This window comes from Streptomyces sp. NPDC093225 (assembly GCF_044753805.1).
In the GTDB taxonomy this organism is placed as follows: Bacteria; Actinomycetota; Actinomycetes; order Streptomycetales; family Streptomycetaceae; genus Streptomyces.
On record NZ_JBIVNX010000004.1, the window covers coordinates 124,137 to 141,609 of the forward strand.

Sequence of the window (17,473 nt, forward strand, 5' to 3'; positions counted from 1 at the left end):
TTCGGCGCGGATATCCGTACGCGTGCCGTTTGCGGAATTCGGTGCGCGGGTGAGGTCCGGGCATCCGAATCGGGATCCGATCCGGACCTCTGCCGGGATTTCCGTGACCGGATATCCCGGTGGCGTCGTGCGGAGAATGCGGGCGCGCGAACCGACGGCCGCCGCGCCCTCTGCCCCGTGAGCGGCAGCCGGGGTGGATGCCCCCGGAGGCCGCCCTCTCCGGAACGACGAAAGCCGCGACCCCCCTCGTGGGGAGTCGCGGCTCGGGCCCGTCCGGCTGCGGGTGCCGCCTGCTCGGCCGGACGGTCGCGCGTGGTCGCCGACGGCCGTCAGACGGTCTCGGGGAGCTCCTCCAGACCCTCCGCGACCAGCTTCGCCAGGCGGTCCAGGGCGACGTCCGCGCCCTCGGCGTCGGAGGCGAGGACGATCTCCTCGCCGCCCCGCGCACCCAGGCCCAGCACGGCGAGCATGGAGCCGGCGTTGACGGGCGTGCCGTCGACCTTGGCGATGGTCACCGGGATGCCGGAGGCGGTGGTCGCCCGGACGAAGATCGAGGCGGGACGAGCGTGCAGGCCCTCGGCCCAACCGACGTTGACGCGGCGCTCTGCCATGGTGATGCCCTTCAGGTTCTGCGGGTTGTCTAGACCAGTCTCTCACGACCGTCGGAGTTCTCCGACCGACCTTCGGCCCCGAACCGTCCGCCGTTCGACCCATCCAAGCTTGCCCCGGTACATACCGGTTTGCTTCATGCGCCGCGCGGGGGGCGAGTCGTACGCCCGCCCCCACTACGCTGGGCCCATGCAGACGTCGTCGGATGCCTCCTACCCGGCCCACTGGGAAGCGGACGTGGTGCTGCGCGACGGCGGCACCGCCCGGATCCGGCCCATCACCACGGAGGACGCCGGCCGCCTGGTCAGCTTCTACGAGCAGGTCTCCGACGAGTCGAAGTACTACCGCTTCTTCGCCCCCTACCCCCGGCTCTCGGACCGCGACGTCCACCGCTTCACGCACCACGACTACGTGGACCGCGTGGGCCTCGCCGCCACCGTCGGCGACGACTTCATCGGCACCGTCCGCTTCGACCGCACCGGCCCCGACGGCCGCCCCGCCTCGGCCCCCGCCGACGAGGCCGAGGTCGCCTTCCTCGTCCAGGACGCCCACCAGGGCCGGGGCGTGGCCTCCACGCTCCTCGAGCACATCGGCGCGGTCGCGCGCGAGCGCGGGATCCGGCGCTTCCGGGCCGAGGTGCTGCCCGCCAACAGCAAAATGATCAAGGTGTTCACGGACGCCGGCTACCAGCAGAAGCGCAGCTTCGAGGACGGCGCCGTGCACCTCACCCTCGACCTCGAACCCACCGCGCAGACCCTGGCCGTCCAGCGCGCCCGTGAGCAGCGTGCCGAGGCCCGCTCGGTGCAGCGCCTGCTCGCCCCCCGCTCGGTCGCCGTCATCGGCGTCAGCCGCCGCCCGGGCGGGGTCGGCCGGACCGCCCTGCGCAACCTGCGCGACTCGGGCTTCACCGGCGCCCTGTACGCCGTCAACGCCGCGCTGGACGCGGGCGCCCCGGGCGCCGAGCTGGAGGGCGTACCCGCGTACCGCTCGCTGGCCGAGATCGCCGGGGCCACCGGGGCCGCGCACACCGCCGAGCACGGCGGCCCGGTGGACCTCGCCGTGGTGGCCGTACCGGCCGAGCGGGTCCCCGAGGTGGTCGCGGACTGCGGCGAGCACGGCGTCCAGGGCCTGGTCGTGCTGTCGGCCGGCTACGCGGAGAGCGGCCCCCAGGGGCTGGAGCGCCAGCGCGAGCTGGTCCGGCAGGTGCGCTCGTACGGGATGCGGCTGGTCGGGCCGAACGCCTTCGGCGTCATCAACACCGCCCCCGGCACCCACCTCAACGCCTCGCTGGCCCCCGACTCCCCGGAACCCGGCCGGATCGGGCTGTTCGCGCAGTCCGGCGCCATCGGCATCGCCCTGCTGGCGGGACTGGTGCGGCGCGGCGCCGGGGTGTCCTCGTTCATCTCCGCGGGCAACCGAGCGGACCTGTCCGGCAACGACATCCTGCAGTACTGGTACGAGGACCCGGCCACGGACGTGGCCCTGCTCTACCTCGAAACCCTGGGCAACCCGCGGAAGTTCACGCGGCTGGCCCGGCGGACGGCGGCCGTCAAACCCGTCGTCGTCGCCCGGGGCGGCCGGCACAGCGGCGTGACCCCCGCCGGGCACGCCGTGCCCGGCACCCGGCTGCCCGACGCCACCGTCGCGGACCTGCTGCGGCAGGCCGGGGTGATCCGCGTCGGCACCGTCACCGAACTCGTCGACGTGGGCCTGCTACTCGCCGGACAGCCGCTGCCCGCCGGGCCCCGGGTGGCGATCCTCGGCAACTCCGAGTCCCTCGGCCTGCTCACGTACGACGCCTGCCTGGCCGAGGGGCTGCGCCCGTACCCGGCGGTCGACCTCACCACCGCCGCGACCCCCCGCGACTTCGAGGACGCGCTCGGGCGGGCGCTGCGCGACCACGACACCGACGCCGTGGTCGTGACGGCGATCCCGGCCGTGGGGGAGCCCACCCTCGCCGAGGAACTCGCCCTGGCGCTGCGCACCGCTGCCGCGGCGTCCCCGGGCAAGCCGGTGGCCGTGGTGCACGTGGAGCTCGGCGACCTCGCCGAAGCCCTGCCGCCGAAAGCCGCCGGCACGGCAGCGGGCACGTCCCCGGCCGGTACGGCGGACGGCGCCCCGGGCGGACCCGCGGCGGGCGCACCGGCCGGCCCCGGCGACCGCGCCCCGCACGACGTCCCGGCCGGCGGCCCCGTGCCGGGCGCCCCGGCGGCGTCCCCCGAGGACCCCGCGGCGGGCGACGGCCCCTCCGCCGCGCCGCGCGCCATCCCCGCCTACCCCGCCGCCGAGCGGGCCGTACGGGCGCTCGCCGAGGCCTGGCGGTACGCCCGGTGGCGCCGGGCCGCCGCCGACGCCGGCCAGGTGCCCGAGTACGACGACATCGACACCGCCGGAGCCGCCGCGCAGCTGGAGGCCCTCCTCGCCGACACGGCCGGCACCGGCCCCGCCGGCACCACCCTCGCGGACGACGACGCGCGCGCCCTGCTGGCCCGCTACGGCATCGAGGTCGTGCCCACCCTGCCCGCCCCCACCGCCGACGCCGCAGCGCGGGCCGCGGCCCGGCTCGGCTACCCGGTCGCCCTCAAGACCACCGCCCGCCACCTGCGCCACCGCGCCGACCTGGGCGGTGTACGCCTCGAGCTCATGACCGAGGAGGAACTGCGCCGGGCGTACGGCGAACTGACCGACCTGCTCGGCAAGCCCGCCGAGCTGCTCCCGGTCGTCCAGGCGATGGTCCCGCGCGGGGTCGACACCGTCGTCCGGTCCGTCATCGACCCGGCCGCCGGCGCCGTGCTCTCCTTCGGGCTGGCCGGAGTGGCCTCCGAGCTGCTGGGCGACACCGCCCACCGGCTGGTCCCCGCGACCGACCGCGACGCCGCGGCCCTGATCCGCTCGATCAGGACCGCCCCGCTGCTGTTCGGCTGGCGCGGCAGCGCCCCGGTGGACACCCCCGCGCTGGAGGAGCTGCTGCTGCGGCTGTCCCGGCTGGTCGACGAGCACCCCGAAGTGGTGGGCGTCTCACTGGAGCCGGTGGTGGTGGCCACCGAGGGGCTCTCCGTGCTCAGTGCCCAGGTCCGCATCGCCCGTCCGCCCGCCCGCACCGACCTCGGCCCGCGCACCCTGCCCAGCTACTGAGCGCGCACCCTGCCCGGCCACCGGGGGCGGGGCGCCGCACGACCTGCGGGCGGACCGCGTACGGCGCGGCGGGAGCGCCCCGTACGGGCCTTAGGATGGACCCCATGGCGAAAAGCGGTACGACGACCCAGGGGCTGCGCGCGGCGATCGAGCGCAGCGGCTACTACCCGGCCCTCGTGGCCGAGGCCGTGGAGGCCGCGGTGGGCGGCGAGCCGATCTCGTCGTACCTGGTCCACCAGGAGACCACCTTCGACTCCAACGAGGTGCGCCGCCACGTCACCGTGCTGGTCCTGACCGGCAACCGCTTCATCGTCAGCCACACCGACGAGCAGGCCGCCGACTCCGGCTCCCCGTCCCCGTACGCGACCACCTCGACCGAGTCGGTCAAGATCAGCGCGATCTCGTCCGTGGTCGTCAGCCGCGTGGTGGCCAACCCCGAGTCGTACACCCCGGGCACCCTGCCCCGCGAGGTCGTCCTGACCATCGGCTGGGGCGCGGTCTCCCGCATCGACCTGGAGCCGGCCGCCTGCGGCGACCCGAACTGCGACTCCGACCACGGTTACACCGGCAACTCCACCGCCGACGACCTGAGCCTGCGCGTCAGCGAGGCGGGCGACGGCCCCGAGGCCGTGCGCCAGACCCTCGACTTCGCCCAGGCCCTGTCCGAGGCCATCGCCGCCCACGCGGCCGGCGCCCGCTGATGGTCCACTCCGCCTGGCAGGAGCCCGAACCGGTCCTCCTCGACCTCGCCGGCGCCCCCGTGCCGCAGTACGGCTCCGGCTCCCTGGCCGACCTGCTGCCGACGCTGGCGGCCGGCCTCGGCGTACCCGGCATGAGCGCCACCATCGGTGAGCTGGTCCCGGCCGACCGGGTCTGCGTCTTCCTGATAGACGGACTCGGCTGGGAGCAGATCAAGGCCCACCCGGACGAGGCCCCCTACCTGACCTCCCTGCTCGGCAGCTCGCGCGGCGGCACCGGCCGCCCGCTGACCGCCGGCTTCCCCGCCACCACCGCGACCTCGCTGGCCTCGGTGGGCACCGGCCTGCCGCCGGCCCGGCACGGTCTGCCCGGCTACGCCGCGCGCAACCCGGAGACCGGCGACCTGATGAACCAGCTGCGCTGGCGCCCCTGGACGCCGCCGCACGTCTGGCAGCCGTACCCGACGGTCTTCCAGCTCGCGCACGAGGCCGGGGTGGCCACCGCGCAGGTCTCCTCCCCGGACTTCGCACAGACCCCGCTCACCAAGATCGCGCTGAGCGGCGGCACGTTCCACGGCCGGATGACCGGCGAGGAGCGGATGGACCTCGCGGCGCAGCTGCTCGGTTCCGCCGACCGCTCCCTCGTGTACACGTACTACAGCGAGCTCGACGGCGCCGGCCACCGGCAGGGCGTCGCCTCGGACGCGTGGCGCGGCCAGCTCATGTACGTCGACCGGCTGGTGCAGCGGCTCGCGGAGCAACTGCCGCCGCGCTCGGCGCTGTACGTCACGGCGGACCACGGCATGGTGGACGTCCCGTTCGACGAGGAGTCGCGCTACGACTTCGACGAGGACTGGGAGCTGAGCGCCGGGGTCGCCCTGCTGGGCGGCGAGGGCCGGGCCCGGCACGTGTACGCCGTACCGGGCGCCGAGGCCGACGTGCTGACGGTGTGGCGCGAGGTGCTGGGCGACCGCTTCTGGGTGGCGGGCCGCGCGGAGGCGCTGGACCTGGGCTGGTTCGGACGGCCGGGGGAGTGCGACGAGCGGGTGCTCGGACGGATCGGCGACGTGATCGCCGCGGCCCGCGACGACGTCGCGATCATCGCCTCCCGCACCGAGGTCAACGAGTCGGCCCTGACCGGCATGCACGGCTCCATGACCCCCGCCGAGCAGCTCGTCCCGCTGCTCGAAGTCCGCTCCTGACCCCCGCACCCCCGCGCCCACCCCGCACCCCGACCTGAGAGGTCCGTCCTTCCCCATGTCCGAACTGGTCTTTTTCTCCGGAACCATGGACTGCGGGAAGAGCACTCTGGCGCTACAAATTACGCACAACCGCTCCGCGCGGGGCCTGGTGGGCGTGATCTTCACCCGCCAGGACCGGGCCGGCGAGGGCAAGCTGTCCTCCCGCCTGGGCCTGGTGACGGACGCGGTCGAGGTCGTCGACGCGATGGACCTGTACGCCTACCTGGTGGGGGAGCTGTCGTCCGGGGGCAAGGCGGACTACGTCATCGTCGACGAGGCGCAGTTCCTGGACCCCGAGCAGATCGACCAGCTGGCCCGGATCGTCGACGACCTGGACATGGACGTCTTCGCCTTCGGCATCACCACGGACTTCCGCACGAAGCTCTTCCCGGGCTCGCAGCGCCTGATCGAGCTGGCCGACCGCATCGAGCAGCTCCAGGTCGAGGCCCTGTGCTGGTGCGGCGCCCGCGCCACGCACAACGCCCGTACGGTGGGTGGGGTGATGGTGGTCGAGGGCGAGCAGGTCGTGGTCGGCGACGTGAACCAGGCCGCCGCCGAGGTGGGCTACGAGGTCCTGTGCCGCCGCCACCACCGCCGCCACATGACCAGCGCCGCCGCCCACGCGGCCGCCCTCTCCCCGGACGTCCTCCCCGTCACCCGGGTCTGAGGATCCGGGCGGCCCGGCGCGCGGTGCGCAGGGCCGCCGCCGCCGCCGGCCCGGCCGGCAGGATCGGCGCCGGCGGGGACCGGCGCGGATCAGTGGCGATCGGTGCGGATCAGACCGACCAGCGCTCGCTCATCGTGGCGATCTCGCCCTTGGCGTCGAGGGTGATCTCGTAGACGTTGCCGTAGCAGGAGAAGGGCTGCTTCACGACGTTGTAGTCCTCGCGCAGGCAGCCGTCGATGTGCTTCGACAGCTCGTCCCGGCCCACCTTCTTGTGCTGGCCCGGGCCCAGGGCCAGTTCGCCCTTGACGTCGGCGGGGAGCACGTACCCCTTGGGCTGACCCTCGCCGTGGTAGATGTAGTCGTTCGGCGTGCACTTCGGCTTGGCCTCGAAGGCCTCGATCTGGCTCGCGTCGCGGTGCAGGCCGACCTCGATCATCTTGACGCCCGGCGGGAGCGTCGGCGGCTTGCCGCAGTCGTTCTCGCCCCCGTCCGTCCCGCCCCCGTCCGTCGGCTTCGCCGACGGGTCGGCGGGTGCGCCGGTGTCGGCCGGTGCCGTGGCGTCCGCGGTCGGCGCGCCGTCCGCGCCTTCGTCCGCCACCGGACCGCAGGCGCTGAGGGCGCCGCTGAGCGCCGCGATGAGCGCGATGGCGCCCATGACGTTACGAGTGGAGTGCATGTGGAATTTCCCCCGTGCGTGGATTGTCGTGATCATGATTGATCGACGACGGTTCTACACCAGCAGGGGGAGAGAGATCCAATCGAGCCAACTCGCAGGTGGCGGTGGGTCCGTCGGGCGCTCGCGACCAGGTCTCACCACGTGGGCGGGGAGGCCGGTGGACCACGCCACCCGGCATCATGGCGACCGTCCGGACCGCGCCCGCGACCGACCCGAAAGGTGACAGGGATGAAGATCGCAGTGGACGACCTCTCCGGCCCGGAGATCGCCGCCTTCCTCGACGCACACGTCCGGCAGATGCGGGAGATCACGCCGCTGGAGAGCAAGCACGCCCTCGACCTCGACGGGCTGCGCCGGCCCGAGGTCACCTTCTGGTCGGCCACCGACGAGGGCCGGCTGGTGGGCTGCGGCGCGATCAAGCGGCTCGACGGCGGCCACGCCGAGCTCAAGTCCATGCGCACCGATCCGGCGCTCACGCGCCGCGGCATCGCGTCCGGGCTGCTCGGCCACATCATCTCCGAGGCCCGCGCACTGGGGCTGACCCGGCTCAGCCTGGAGACCGGCGCCGCCGACTTCTTCGCGCCCGCGCGGGCGCTCTACGAGAAGTTCGGGTTCGAGTACTGCGCACCGTTCGCGGACTACGCGGAAGACCCCAGCAGCGCGTTCATGACGCGCCTGCTCTGACCGGGATCCCGGGGAGTGCACGACGTCGGCGATCCCGCCGCGGTACCGGCGGACGGGCGCGTACGTACCGGGGCCTACGGGTCCGAGCGGATGACCGTGAAGATCGCCCCCTCCGGGTCGGCCAGGGTGGCGAGCCGGCCGCCCGCGCCCTCGTGGGCGGAACGCACCACGTGGCCGCCCAACTCGGCCGCGCACGCGGCCGCCTCGTCCGGATCCTCGACCTCGAAGTACGTCATCCAGTGCGCGCCCCGGTCGTGCGGCAGCGCGCCCCCGACCCCGTGCAGCCCGCACACCGGCTCCCCGGCGGCGTACAGGGTGAGGTAGTCGAAGTCCGCCGAGACCACGGCCTGCGCCGCGTGCCCGAAGACGACCTGGTAGAACTTCGAGACCGTCGAGGTCTCCCGGGTGATCAGCTCGTTCCACACCGGTGTGCCGGGGACCCCGGTCAGCCGGGTGCCGATGTGCGCGGCCGCCTGCCAGATCCCGAACACCGCGCCCAGGGGGTCCGAGCAGATCGCCACCCGGCCCGCGTCGTCCGCGTCCAGCGGCCCCACCGCCACCGTGCCGCCGCAGCTGCGGATCAGCTCCGCGGTGCCGTCCGCGTCGTCGGTGGCGAGGTACGTCGTCCAGGCCGTGGGCAGGTGGCGGTCGGGCGGGAGCTGCCCGATGCCGGCCACCTCCCGGCCGTCGAGGCGCGCCCGCACGTACGGGCCGAGGTGTCCCGGGCCGGGCACGTACTCCCAGCCGAAGAGCCCGCCGTAGAACTGCTTGGTGGCGGCGAGACCGTGCACCATCAGGCTGACCCAGCACGGGGTGCCGGGCGTGCGTCGCGTGGCCTGCTCCGTCATGGACCGATGGTGGCACCGGAAGGCCCCGGGCGCGCCCCGGCCGCGCCGCCTTTCCCACCCCGGGGGGAGGGTTGGCCGGATCGGTGCGCCACCGCCGGGACGGAGGTTGACGACCCGGCCACGCCGGGGGCGTGAGGTGGAGGAGGATGGCCCCCATGAACCCGATCGTTTCCGTATCCGAGCTCACCGCCGAGCTGGCCGGCCCGCGACCGCCGGTCCTCCTGGACGTCCGCTGGCAGCTGGGCGGCCCCGACCAGCGGCCGGAGTACGAGGCCGGGCACCTGCCCGGTGCCGTGTACGTCGACCTGGACCGCGAACTGGCAGGCCCGCCCGGCGCCGGCGGACGCCACCCGCTGCCCGAGCCGGAGGCCTTCGGCGCCGTGCTGCGCCGGGCCGGGGTGGGCACCGAAACGCCGGTGGTCGCCTACGACGGGGGCCTGGGCTGGGCCGCCGCACGGCTCTGGTGGCTGTTGCGCTGGACGGGTCACGAGGACGTCCGCGTCCTGGACGGCGGGCTGCCCGCGTGGCTCGCGGCGGGCGGGCGCGTCACGGCGGACGTGCCGTCCCCCGAGGAGGGTGATTTCAAGCCAAACCCGGGCGCCATGGGGCTGCTGGACGCCGACGGGGCGGCCGCACTGGCCCGGGCCGGGGTCCTGCTCGACGCGCGCGCGGGGGAGCGGTACCGGGGCGAGGTCGAGCCGATCGACCCGGTCGGCGGGCACGTCCCGGGCGCGCTGTCCGCCCCGACCACGGAGAACGTCGCGGCGGACGGGACCTTCCGTCCCGCGGCGGAACTGGCCGAGCGGTTCCGCGCCCTCGGCGCGGACGGGTCGGCGCCGGTGGGCGTGTACTGCGGTTCCGGTGTCTCCGGCGCCCACGAGGTGCTGGCCCTCGCGGTGGCCGGCGTCCCGGCCGCGCTGTACGCCGGCTCGTGGTCGGAGTGGTCCAACGACCCGACCCGTCCGGTCGCCACCGGCCCCGAGGCGGGATAGCGGCCGGGCCCGGCACGCGGCCCGGCCCGGCACCGGGCACGACGACGGAGGCCGGCGGTTCGGACACGGTCCGGCCCGCCGGCCTCCCCGGCGCGGGTCCGGGGGCGAACCCCCGGACCCGTTACTCCTTGCTCTTGCGGCGCGTACCGAAGACGATCTCGTCCCAGCTCGGCACCGCGGCCCGGCGGCCCGGGCGGACGCCGTCCGCCTCCGCCTGACGGTCCGTCGTGCCCGTGAGCCGCTCGCGGTGACCCGCGACGGTGCGCGGCATCAGGACGTCCGCGTACGCGGCGCCCGCACCGGCCGAGGCCGCCGGCGCGGCGGTCTCCTCGGCCTCCTCCGCCTCGGTCTCCGCGGCGGCCGCCGGGGTGCGCTCGGGCACCACGAGGTCGCCCCGGAAGCTCGGCACCGCCTCCAGCAGGCTGGTCAGCGAGTCCCGCTCCTCCTCCGGCTCGGGCGCCGGCGCCACGGCCGGCATCTGCCGGTCCAGGGCGCGGTCCAGCGGCCGGTCCCGGGGGAGCCGGGCGATCCGCGGCACGAACGGGAAGCTCGGCTCCGGCGCCGGCAGGTCGTCCGCCTCGCCGATCAGCGAGCGGGCCTCGTCGTCGACGGCCTGGACGAGCCGCCGCGGCGGGTCGTACGTCCAGCTCGCCGAGTGCGGCTCGCCCGCCACCCGGTAGACCAGCAGGACCTCCCAGGTGCCGTCGTCGCGGCGCCACGAGTCCCACTGCACGGAGTCCTTCTCCACCCCGCGCAGCAGCAGCCGCTCCTGGACGGACTCGCCCAGCTGCGGACCGGTGCTCTCGCCGGGCCGGCGTACGGGCGTCTTGCGCGCGCGTTCCGCCATGAAGGCGCGCTCCGCGAGTACCGGTCCCTCGAAGCGGCGCACCCGGTCGACGGGGATGCCGGCGAGCTGTGCGACCTCCTCGGCGGAGGCACCGGCACGTATCCGCGCCTGGATGTCGCGGGGGCGGAGGTGGCTCTCCACCTCGATCTCGATCTGACCGAGCCGGGCCCGGTCGTTGCGTACGGCCGCGCGCAGCCGCTCGTCGATCGGAAGGGTGAACTCCGTGCCGTCCGCAGCCTTGAGCACCAGTCGTGTGCCGTCATTCGAGACGGCCACGACACGCAGTTCGGGCATGGGGACCTCCCGGGTGGTGCCTGCCGACGTCACGTGCGTCGCTGCTTCCGCTAGTCGAGTGTGGCCTGCCCGGGTGCAGCCTGCCACAACCTTGCCGAGTTAAACCGGCGTGTCGGGCATGCGCCCTTGATCGCCGTTATGGCACGGTTACCTGTTCGCCACTCATAGTGACGGGTTGGTCACTCTGTGCAGCAGGATCCGTGCGATGCCGCGGCGTCGCCGGTTTCGAGCGCCGCTTCCTTCGAGTAACCGGCCCCCTCTCCCGGGTCCGGTCATCCGAAAGGAAGCACGGCCCCAGGGCTCGCCACAGTACTCCATTCGGGCCACCCCGGTGGACCGCCGCGCCGCCGAACTTGTCCCGGGGGCGGGGAGTTGGGGTGAGGGATTCCTTACTCCCGCCTGACCTCCGGTCGTTTTGAGGTGTCTTGCTTCACACCGTCCGCCAAAGTGGAACTATCCGTTTCGCCCATATGTCAGTAACTGCTGTAAGTGCGGTGGCGCGTGACAAGAGGTGATACGGCAGAGGCTGGGGGCGGGTCGGACGACAGGCTCGGAAGACGGGACGGACGCGCGGGCGGAACCCGCCGCGGACGCGGCGGGCCGGCAGGGCCGTTCGGGGGACGGGCGCAGGCGCCCGGACCCGAGCGTCACCCGAGTGGCGGGCAGTTCCCTCGCCACCGTCGCGGCGGCCCGCCCCGCCTCGGAGAAGTCAGTCCCCCAGAACCCGACGCAGGTAGTCGTTCGCGAACAGCCGGTCGGGATCCAGCCGGTCCCGCAGCGCGGTGAACTCGCCGAAGCGCGGGTAGACCCCGGAGAAGTACGCGGCGTCGCGGGTGTGCACCTTGCCCCAGTGCGGCCGGCCCCCGTGCGCCGTGAAGATCTGCTCGGCGGCCGTGAAGTAGGCCTGGTACGGCGTCCCCTTGTACATGTGCACCGCGATGTACGCCGAGTCCCGCCCGGAGGCGGTGGACAGCGCGATGTCGTCGGCCGGGGCGGTGCGCACCTCCACGGGGAAGCTCACGCGCAGGTCCGAGCGGTCCACCATCGCCTTCAGCTCCCGCAGCGCGTCGACCACGGCCGCGCGCGGGAGGGCGTACTCCATCTCCACGAAGCGGACCCGGCGCGGGCTGGTGAAGACCTTGTACGGGATGTCCGTGTACGTACGTGCCGACAGCGCGCGGCTGGCGACCCGGGCGATCCCCGGGATGGTCGCCGGGAAGGCGCGGCCGACCGAACAGGCAGCCTGGAAGACGCCGTTGGAGAGGAGCTCGTCCTCTATCCAGCCGCTGACCGCGCCGTTGGGGGCGGCGGGTCCCGCGCTGCGGTTGTTGCGCTTGGTGTTGCAGTTGCCGGTGTGCGGGAACCAGTAGAACTCGAAGTGCTCGTTCTCCGCCCAGTGCTGCTCGAACTCCGCCGTCACCCGGTCGAAGGGCATGGGCTCCTCGCGTGCGGTCAGCAGGAAGACCGGCTCGACCGCCAACGTGAGGGAGGTGACGATCCCGAGCGCGCCGAGGCCGATCCGGGCGGCCGCGAAGACGTCCGGGTTCTCCTTCTCGGAGCAGCTCAGCAGCGTGCCGTCGGCCAGCACCAGCTCCATGCCGCGGATCTGCGCGGCGATCGAGCCCGACTCGCGGCCGGTGCCGTGGGTGCCGGTGCTGGTGGCGCCCGAGACGGTCTGCTCCATGATGTCGCCCATGTTCGTGAGCGACAGGCCCTCGCGGGCGAGTGCGGCGTTGAGGTCCTTGAGGGCGGTGCCGGCCCAGACCGTGACGGTGCCGGCCTCGCGGTCGATCTCGCGGATGCCGGACAGGGCCTGCGGCCGTACCAGGACGCCGTCGGTGGCGGCGGCGGAGGTGAACGAGTGGCCGGTGCCGACCGCCTTGACCTTCAGGCCGTCGGCGGCGGCCCGGCGCACCGCCTCCTGGAGCTCCGCGACCGAGCGCGGGGCCTCGACCCGGACGGGCCGGGCCGTGACGTTCCCGGCCCAGTTACGCCACGGGCTGGGAGCCGTGCCGCCGGTCGTCGTCTGCTGCGTGCTGCTGCTGTGCATGCGCGTCGGGTCCCTCCCCTAGCGCCGGCCTGGTCAGCCGGCGGTACCCCGCGAACGCGACCGCGGCCGCGGCGGCTCCCGCCGAGATCGACACCACGTACCCGCTCCGCGCCCCGGCCGCGTCGATGACCCAGCCGGCCACGGAGGACCCCAGCGCGACGCCCACGGCAAGCCCGGTTCCCGTCCAGGTCATGCCTTCGGTGAGCCTTGCGGGTGGTACGTGCTTCTCGATCAGGGCCATCGTGGTGACCATCGTGGGAGCGATGGCGAGGCCCGCGACGAACAGCGCCACGGCCAGAAACGGAAGGTTCCCGGCCAGTAGCAGGGGGATCATACTCACGGCCATCGCACAGATGCCCAGTACCCAGCGGGGTTCCGTCCGGCCCTTGAGGTGCAGCAGCCCGAAGAGCAGTCCGGCGATACAGGACCCCAGCGCCCAAATCGCCAGCACGATGCTGGCGGCGGCCTTCTTGCCCTGCTCCTCCGCGAACGCGACGGTCACGACGTCGACCGAGCCGAAGATCGCACCGGTGGCGGTGAAGGTGCCCACCAGGACCTGCAGGCCGCGCGAGCGCAGCACGGTGCGCCGGTCGGCGCCCGCCTCGCGCGGGTGCGGGGTCGGCTCCGTGGACCGCTGGGCGGTCAGCCAGAAGACGCCGACGAGCAGCGAGGCGACCGCGATCACCGGACCCGCCTCGGGAAACCACACGGTGGACAGGCCGATCGACGCGATCGGCCCGACGATGAAGCAGATCTCGTCCATCACGGACTCGAAGGAGTACGCGGTGTGCAGCTCCCGCGGGCTGTCCCGGTAGAGCGCGCTCCAGCGGGACCGGACCATCGCGCCGACGCTGGGCACGCCGCCGGCGCCGGTGGAGAAGACGAACAGCAGCCAGTCCGGGGCGCCCTGGTGCGCCGAGACCAGCAGGCCGGTGACGGCGGTGGTCGTGACCAGGGTGGCGGGACGCAGCACCCGCCGCTGGCCGTACTGGTCGACCAGGCGGGACACCTGGGGGCCGAGGACGGCGGCGGAGAGCGCGAGGGTCGCCGTGAGCGCGCCGGCCAGTCCGTAGCGGCCGGTGAGCTGCGAGATCATCGTGACGATGCCGATGCCCAGCATGGAGAGCGGCAGGCGGCCGAAGAACCCCGACACCGTGAAGGCCAGGGTGCCGGGAGCGGCGAATATCGCGCGGTAGGGACTGGCCAAGGGGGGCCCTCCGTAAGGGACGTAGGCGGCGGATACAGGTTACGGGCGGTAGGTCCTGCCCGCAGGGGGTTATCCGCAGTACGGACTTAGGTAAACCTAACCTACGAGTGGTGGCGGTCCATCACCCGAGACCCGCGCGGCCGCGGTTACCCGCCGTCCGGCCCGGGTGGCAGGATTCGGGACATGCCAGACCAGCTCGCTCAGCCCGAAACCGGAGCCGCGGCCCGCCCCGACGCCGGCCCCTACGACGCCCTCCTGCTGCTGTCCTTCGGCGGCCCCGAGGGCCCCGACGACGTGGTCCCCTTCCTGGAGAACGTCACCCGCGGCCGGGGCATCCCGCGCGAGCGCCTCAAAGAGGTCGGGCAGCACTACTTCGGCTTCGGCGGCGTCAGCCCCATCAACGAGCAGAACCGGCAGCTCCTCGACGCCCTGCGCAAGGACTTCGCCGAGCACGGCCTGGACCTGCCGGTCTTCTGGGGCAACCGCAACTGGGCGCCCTACCTGACGGACACCCTGCGCGAGATGGCGGTGGCCGGCCACCGCCGCATCGCCGTGCTCGCGACCAGCGCGTACGCCTCGTACTCGGGCTGCCGCCAGTACCGCGAGAACCTGGCCGACGCCCTGGCCACCCTCGTCGAGGAGGGGCTGGAGCCGCCCCGGGTGGACAAGCTGCGGCACTACTTCAACCACCCCGGCTTCGTCGACCCGATGACCGACGGGGTGGTCGCCGCCCTGGAGTCGCTGCCCGCGGACGTCCGCGGGAACGCCCACCTGGCCTTCACCACGCACTCGATCCCGACCGCCGCGGCCGACGCCTCCGGGCCGGTCGAGGACCACACCCGCGGCGGCGCGGGCGGCGCGTACGTCAAGCAGCACCTGGACGTCGCGGAGTTGATCGCCGACGAGGTCGCCGTACGCACCGGCGCGCGGCACCCGTGGCAGCTGGTCTACCAGTCGCGCAGCGGCGCCCCGCACGTCCCGTGGCTGGAACCGGACGTCTGCGACCACCTGGAGGCCCTGCACGGGGCCGGCGCCCCGGCCGTGGTGATGGTCCCCATCGGCTTCGTCTCCGACCACATGGAGGTCATGTACGACCTTGACACCGAGGCCACGGCCAAGGCGGCCGAGCTGGGCCTGCCGGCCGCCCGCTCGGCCACCGTCGGGGCCGACCCGCGCTTCGCCGCAGCGGTGCGCGAGCTGGTGCTGGAGCGGGCCGCGGTCGAGCGCGGCGAGCCCGTGGAGCGGTGCTGGGTGGGCATGCTGGGGGCGAGCCACGACCTGTGCGCGGTGGGCTGCTGTCCGGCGCGCGCCCCGCGGCCCGCGGCGGCGGGCGCGGACAGCCCGTTCGCCTGATTCCGCACCCCCAGCCCTGCCCCCCACGCGAACCGTCGGCCCCCCGTCCGGGGCCGCCCCGCCGAGACCGCCCGCGCGCCCGAGGAGTGCCGTGACCGACCCGCTGAAGACCGAACTGCTCGGGTTCGCCCTGGAGGCCGCCAAGCGGGCCGGGGAGCTGCTGCGCGACGGGCGGCCCGCCGACCTCGGGGTGGCCGCCGTCAAGTCCAGTCCGATCGACGTGGTGACCGAGATGGACATCGCCGCCGAGAAGCTGATCACCGACTACCTGGCCGCCCACCGGCCCGACGACGGCTTCCTGGGCGAGGAGGGCGCCAGCAGCGAGGGCACCAGCGGGGTGCGGTGGGTGGTGGACCCGCTGGACGGGACCGTGAACTACCTCTACGGCCTGCCGTCCTGGGCCGTCTCGATCGCCGCCGAGTACCACGGCGAGACGGTGGTCGGGGTGGTCGCGGCGCCGATGCGCGGAGAGACGTACCACGCGGTGCTGGGCGGCGGGGCCTGGCTGGCCGGCGGCGGGCCGCTGCGCTGCCGGGAGCCGGCGCCGCTGGAGCAGGCACTGGTCGCCACCGGCTTCAACTACGTGCAGACCGTGCGCGCGCACCAGGCCGAGGTCGCCGGGCGGCTGATCCCCCTCGTGCGGGACGTCCGGCGGAGCGGGTCGGCGGCGATCGACCTGTGCGACGTGGCGGCCGGGCGGCTGGACGGCTACTACGAGCGGGGGCTGAACCCCTGGGACCTCGCCGCCGGCGACCTCGTCGCGCGCGAGGCCGGTGCGCTCACCGGCGGGCGGCCCGGCACGCCGCCGTCCGGCGAGCTGGCGGTCGCCGCCACGCCCGCCGTCTTCGAGCCGCTCCAGCGCTTCCTGGACGAGGCCGGCGCCTGGCACGACTGACCCTTCTCCCGGCCCCGCGGGGCCGGGAGACCCGGGGCTCGATGGACCGGGGCTCCTCAGGGGACCCCACGGAGCCCGGCAGGACCGGGAAGGGCCCCGGTGCCTGGGCGGCACCGGGGCCCTTCACACGTGCGGTCACGCCGTCCTGGACGGCGCTCGTCGCGCCTAGGCGGCGCTGACCTCCACTCCGTGCTCGGCGGCGAGGCGATGCAGATCGTCCAGCTCTGCCTGCTCGACTTCGACGAGGAACTCGTCGCCCGTCTCGCGCGCCCGCGTGAGGCCGAACTCCGTGGTCTTGATGCGCTGCAGAAGACCTGCGGTGAATGCGTCCATGGTGCGCCCCCTCTTCGTGGGTCGGGGTCGGTTGGCACGGGGGTGCCGGGGGTGGGTGCCGCCGACCACCCGGACACGCGGGTCTCCGCGGTCGAGGGTGATCGAGGGTGTGACACCCTCCTCCCCGTCACCCGTAACCCAGAAACCTCGCGAGGCCGGTGAATCCCCGGCTCCGTGGCCCCCCGGCCCCCGCGATTGGCGTCTTACAGCCGGTTTACCGGGGAAAAGTGCAGGATGGACGGGCACACACCCCTGCCCGTACGGGCCCATGAGGAAGGAAATCGACGTGCGCGTACTCGTCGTCGAGGACGAGCAGCTGCTCGCCGATGCGGTGGCCACCGGACTGCGCCGGGAGGCCATGGCCGTCGACGTCGTGTACGACGGCGCGGCCGCACTGGAGCGCGTCGGCGTCAACGACTACGACGTGGTCGTGCTCGACCGGGACCTCCCCCTCGTGCACGGTGACGACGTCTGCCGCAAGATCGTGGAGCTCGGCATGCCCACGCGCGTCCTGATGCTGACCGCCTCCGGCGACGTCAGCGACCGCGTGGAGGGCCTGGAGCTCGGGGCGGACGACTACCTGCCCAAGCCCTTCGCCTTCGCCGAGCTCACCGCCCGCGTGCGGGCGCTGGGCCGGCGTACGACCGTGGCCCTGCCGCCCGTACTGGAGCGCGCCGGGATCAAGCTCGACCCCAACCGCCGCGAGGTGTTCCGCGACGGCCGCGAGGTGCAGCTGGCCCCCAAGGAGTTCGCGGTGCTGGAGGTCCTCATGCGTAGCGAGGGCACGGTCGTGTCGGCCGAGCAGCTGCTGGAGAAGGCCTGGGACGAGAACACGGACCCCTTCACCAACGTGGTCCGCGTCACCGTCATGACCCTGCGCCGCAAACTCGGCGAGCCGCCGGTCATCGTGACCGTGCCGGGCTCCGGCTACCGGATCTGACCCC

General features: G+C 74.0%; 16 protein-coding genes. 9 read left to right on the top strand and 7 right to left on the bottom strand.

The genetic code is table 11. The features are described 5' to 3' along the window. Positions 1-329: 329 nt before the first annotated feature. On the bottom strand, positions 330-611 hold the full coding sequence (locus tag ACIQCH_RS06255) for an HPr family phosphocarrier protein (RefSeq protein ID WP_402578473.1): 282 nt from the start codon (positions 609-611) through the stop codon (positions 330-332). A gap of 187 nt (positions 612-798) precedes the next feature. Here ACIQCH_RS06255 and ACIQCH_RS06260 point away from each other — a divergent pair, with 187 nt between their 5' ends. From ACIQCH_RS06260 to ACIQCH_RS06275, 4 genes are all read left to right on the top strand, one after another. Further along, positions 799-3,744: a GNAT family N-acetyltransferase gene (locus tag ACIQCH_RS06260; RefSeq protein ID WP_402578475.1), complete on the top strand. Its 2,946-nt coding sequence runs from the start codon at positions 799-801 to the stop codon at positions 3,742-3,744. A gap of 95 nt (positions 3,745-3,839) precedes the next feature. After that, positions 3,840-4,445: a DUF5998 family protein gene (locus ACIQCH_RS06265; protein WP_078910490.1), complete on the top strand. Its 606-nt coding sequence runs from the start codon at positions 3,840-3,842 to the stop codon at positions 4,443-4,445. After that, on the top strand, positions 4,445-5,644 hold the full coding sequence (locus ACIQCH_RS06270) for an alkaline phosphatase family protein (protein ID WP_402578478.1): 1,200 nt from the start codon (positions 4,445-4,447) through the stop codon (positions 5,642-5,644). Before ACIQCH_RS06265 ends, ACIQCH_RS06270 begins: the two co-directional genes overlap by 1 nt. A 55-nt stretch (positions 5,645-5,699) precedes the next feature. Continuing rightward, positions 5,700-6,350 carry a thymidine kinase gene (locus ACIQCH_RS06275; RefSeq protein WP_402578480.1) on the top strand — a complete coding sequence of 217 codons (651 nt, stop codon included), beginning with the start codon at positions 5,700-5,702 and terminating at the stop codon, positions 6,348-6,350. A 109-nt stretch (positions 6,351-6,459) separates the two neighbouring features. On the opposite strand, the gene ACIQCH_RS06280 is transcribed toward ACIQCH_RS06275, so the two are convergent. Beyond that, a complete protein-coding gene (locus tag ACIQCH_RS06280; protein ID WP_402578482.1) occupies positions 6,460-7,026 on the bottom strand; it encodes a hypothetical protein in 567 nt (188 codons plus the stop codon). A gap of 228 nt (positions 7,027-7,254) precedes the next feature. On the opposite strand from ACIQCH_RS06280, the gene ACIQCH_RS06285 reads away from it, so the two are divergent. After that, positions 7,255-7,710, top strand: a complete 456-nt coding sequence (locus ACIQCH_RS06285; protein ID WP_402578484.1) for a GNAT family N-acetyltransferase — start codon at positions 7,255-7,257, stop codon at positions 7,708-7,710. Positions 7,711-7,784: 74 nt separating this feature from the next. On the opposite strand, the gene ACIQCH_RS06290 is transcribed toward ACIQCH_RS06285, so the two are convergent. Next, positions 7,785-8,558, bottom strand: a complete 774-nt coding sequence (locus ACIQCH_RS06290; RefSeq protein ID WP_402578486.1) for a VOC family protein — start codon at positions 8,556-8,558, stop codon at positions 7,785-7,787. A 155-nt stretch (positions 8,559-8,713) separates the two neighbouring features. Here ACIQCH_RS06290 and ACIQCH_RS06295 point away from each other — a divergent pair, with 155 nt between their 5' ends. Next, entirely contained in the window at positions 8,714-9,550 is an 837-nt protein-coding gene (locus ACIQCH_RS06295) for a sulfurtransferase (RefSeq protein WP_402578488.1), read from the top strand. A 121-nt stretch (positions 9,551-9,671) separates the two neighbouring features. On the opposite strand, the gene sepH is transcribed toward ACIQCH_RS06295, so the two are convergent. The 3 genes from sepH to ACIQCH_RS06310 form a co-directional block, all read right to left on the bottom strand. Continuing rightward, positions 9,672-10,724, bottom strand: a complete 1,053-nt coding sequence (gene sepH, locus ACIQCH_RS06300; RefSeq protein WP_402578490.1) for a septation protein SepH — start codon at positions 10,722-10,724, stop codon at positions 9,672-9,674. A gap of 676 nt (positions 10,725-11,400) precedes the next feature. Further along, the gene (locus ACIQCH_RS06305) at positions 11,401-12,741 is read right to left on the bottom strand and encodes a D-arabinono-1,4-lactone oxidase (RefSeq protein ID WP_402578492.1); all 1,341 of its coding nucleotides are present in this window, start codon (positions 12,739-12,741) and stop codon (positions 11,401-11,403) included. Next, positions 12,680-13,948, bottom strand: a complete 1,269-nt coding sequence (locus ACIQCH_RS06310; RefSeq protein WP_402578494.1) for an MFS transporter — start codon at positions 13,946-13,948, stop codon at positions 12,680-12,682. The genes ACIQCH_RS06305 and ACIQCH_RS06310 overlap by 62 nt, the downstream gene beginning before the upstream one ends. A gap of 183 nt (positions 13,949-14,131) precedes the next feature. On the opposite strand from ACIQCH_RS06310, the gene ACIQCH_RS06315 reads away from it, so the two are divergent. Beyond that, positions 14,132-15,301 (top strand): ferrochelatase, encoded by a 1,170-nt coding sequence (locus ACIQCH_RS06315; RefSeq protein ID WP_402578496.1) that lies wholly within the window; start codon positions 14,132-14,134, stop codon positions 15,299-15,301. Between the two features lie 91 nt (positions 15,302-15,392). Then, complete coding sequence (locus ACIQCH_RS06320) at positions 15,393-16,196, top strand: inositol monophosphatase family protein (protein WP_402578498.1); 804 nt, start codon at positions 15,393-15,395, stop codon at positions 16,194-16,196. A gap of 165 nt (positions 16,197-16,361) precedes the next feature. On the opposite strand, the gene ACIQCH_RS06325 is transcribed toward ACIQCH_RS06320, so the two are convergent. Next, positions 16,362-16,529, bottom strand: coding sequence for a hypothetical protein (locus tag ACIQCH_RS06325; protein WP_402578500.1), 168 nt, complete (start codon positions 16,527-16,529; stop codon positions 16,362-16,364). 286 nt (positions 16,530-16,815) lie between these two features. On the opposite strand from ACIQCH_RS06325, the gene ACIQCH_RS06330 reads away from it, so the two are divergent. Further along, on the top strand, positions 16,816-17,469 hold the full coding sequence (locus tag ACIQCH_RS06330) for a response regulator transcription factor (RefSeq protein WP_402578502.1): 654 nt from the start codon (positions 16,816-16,818) through the stop codon (positions 17,467-17,469). Positions 17,470-17,473: the final 4 nt, after the last annotated feature.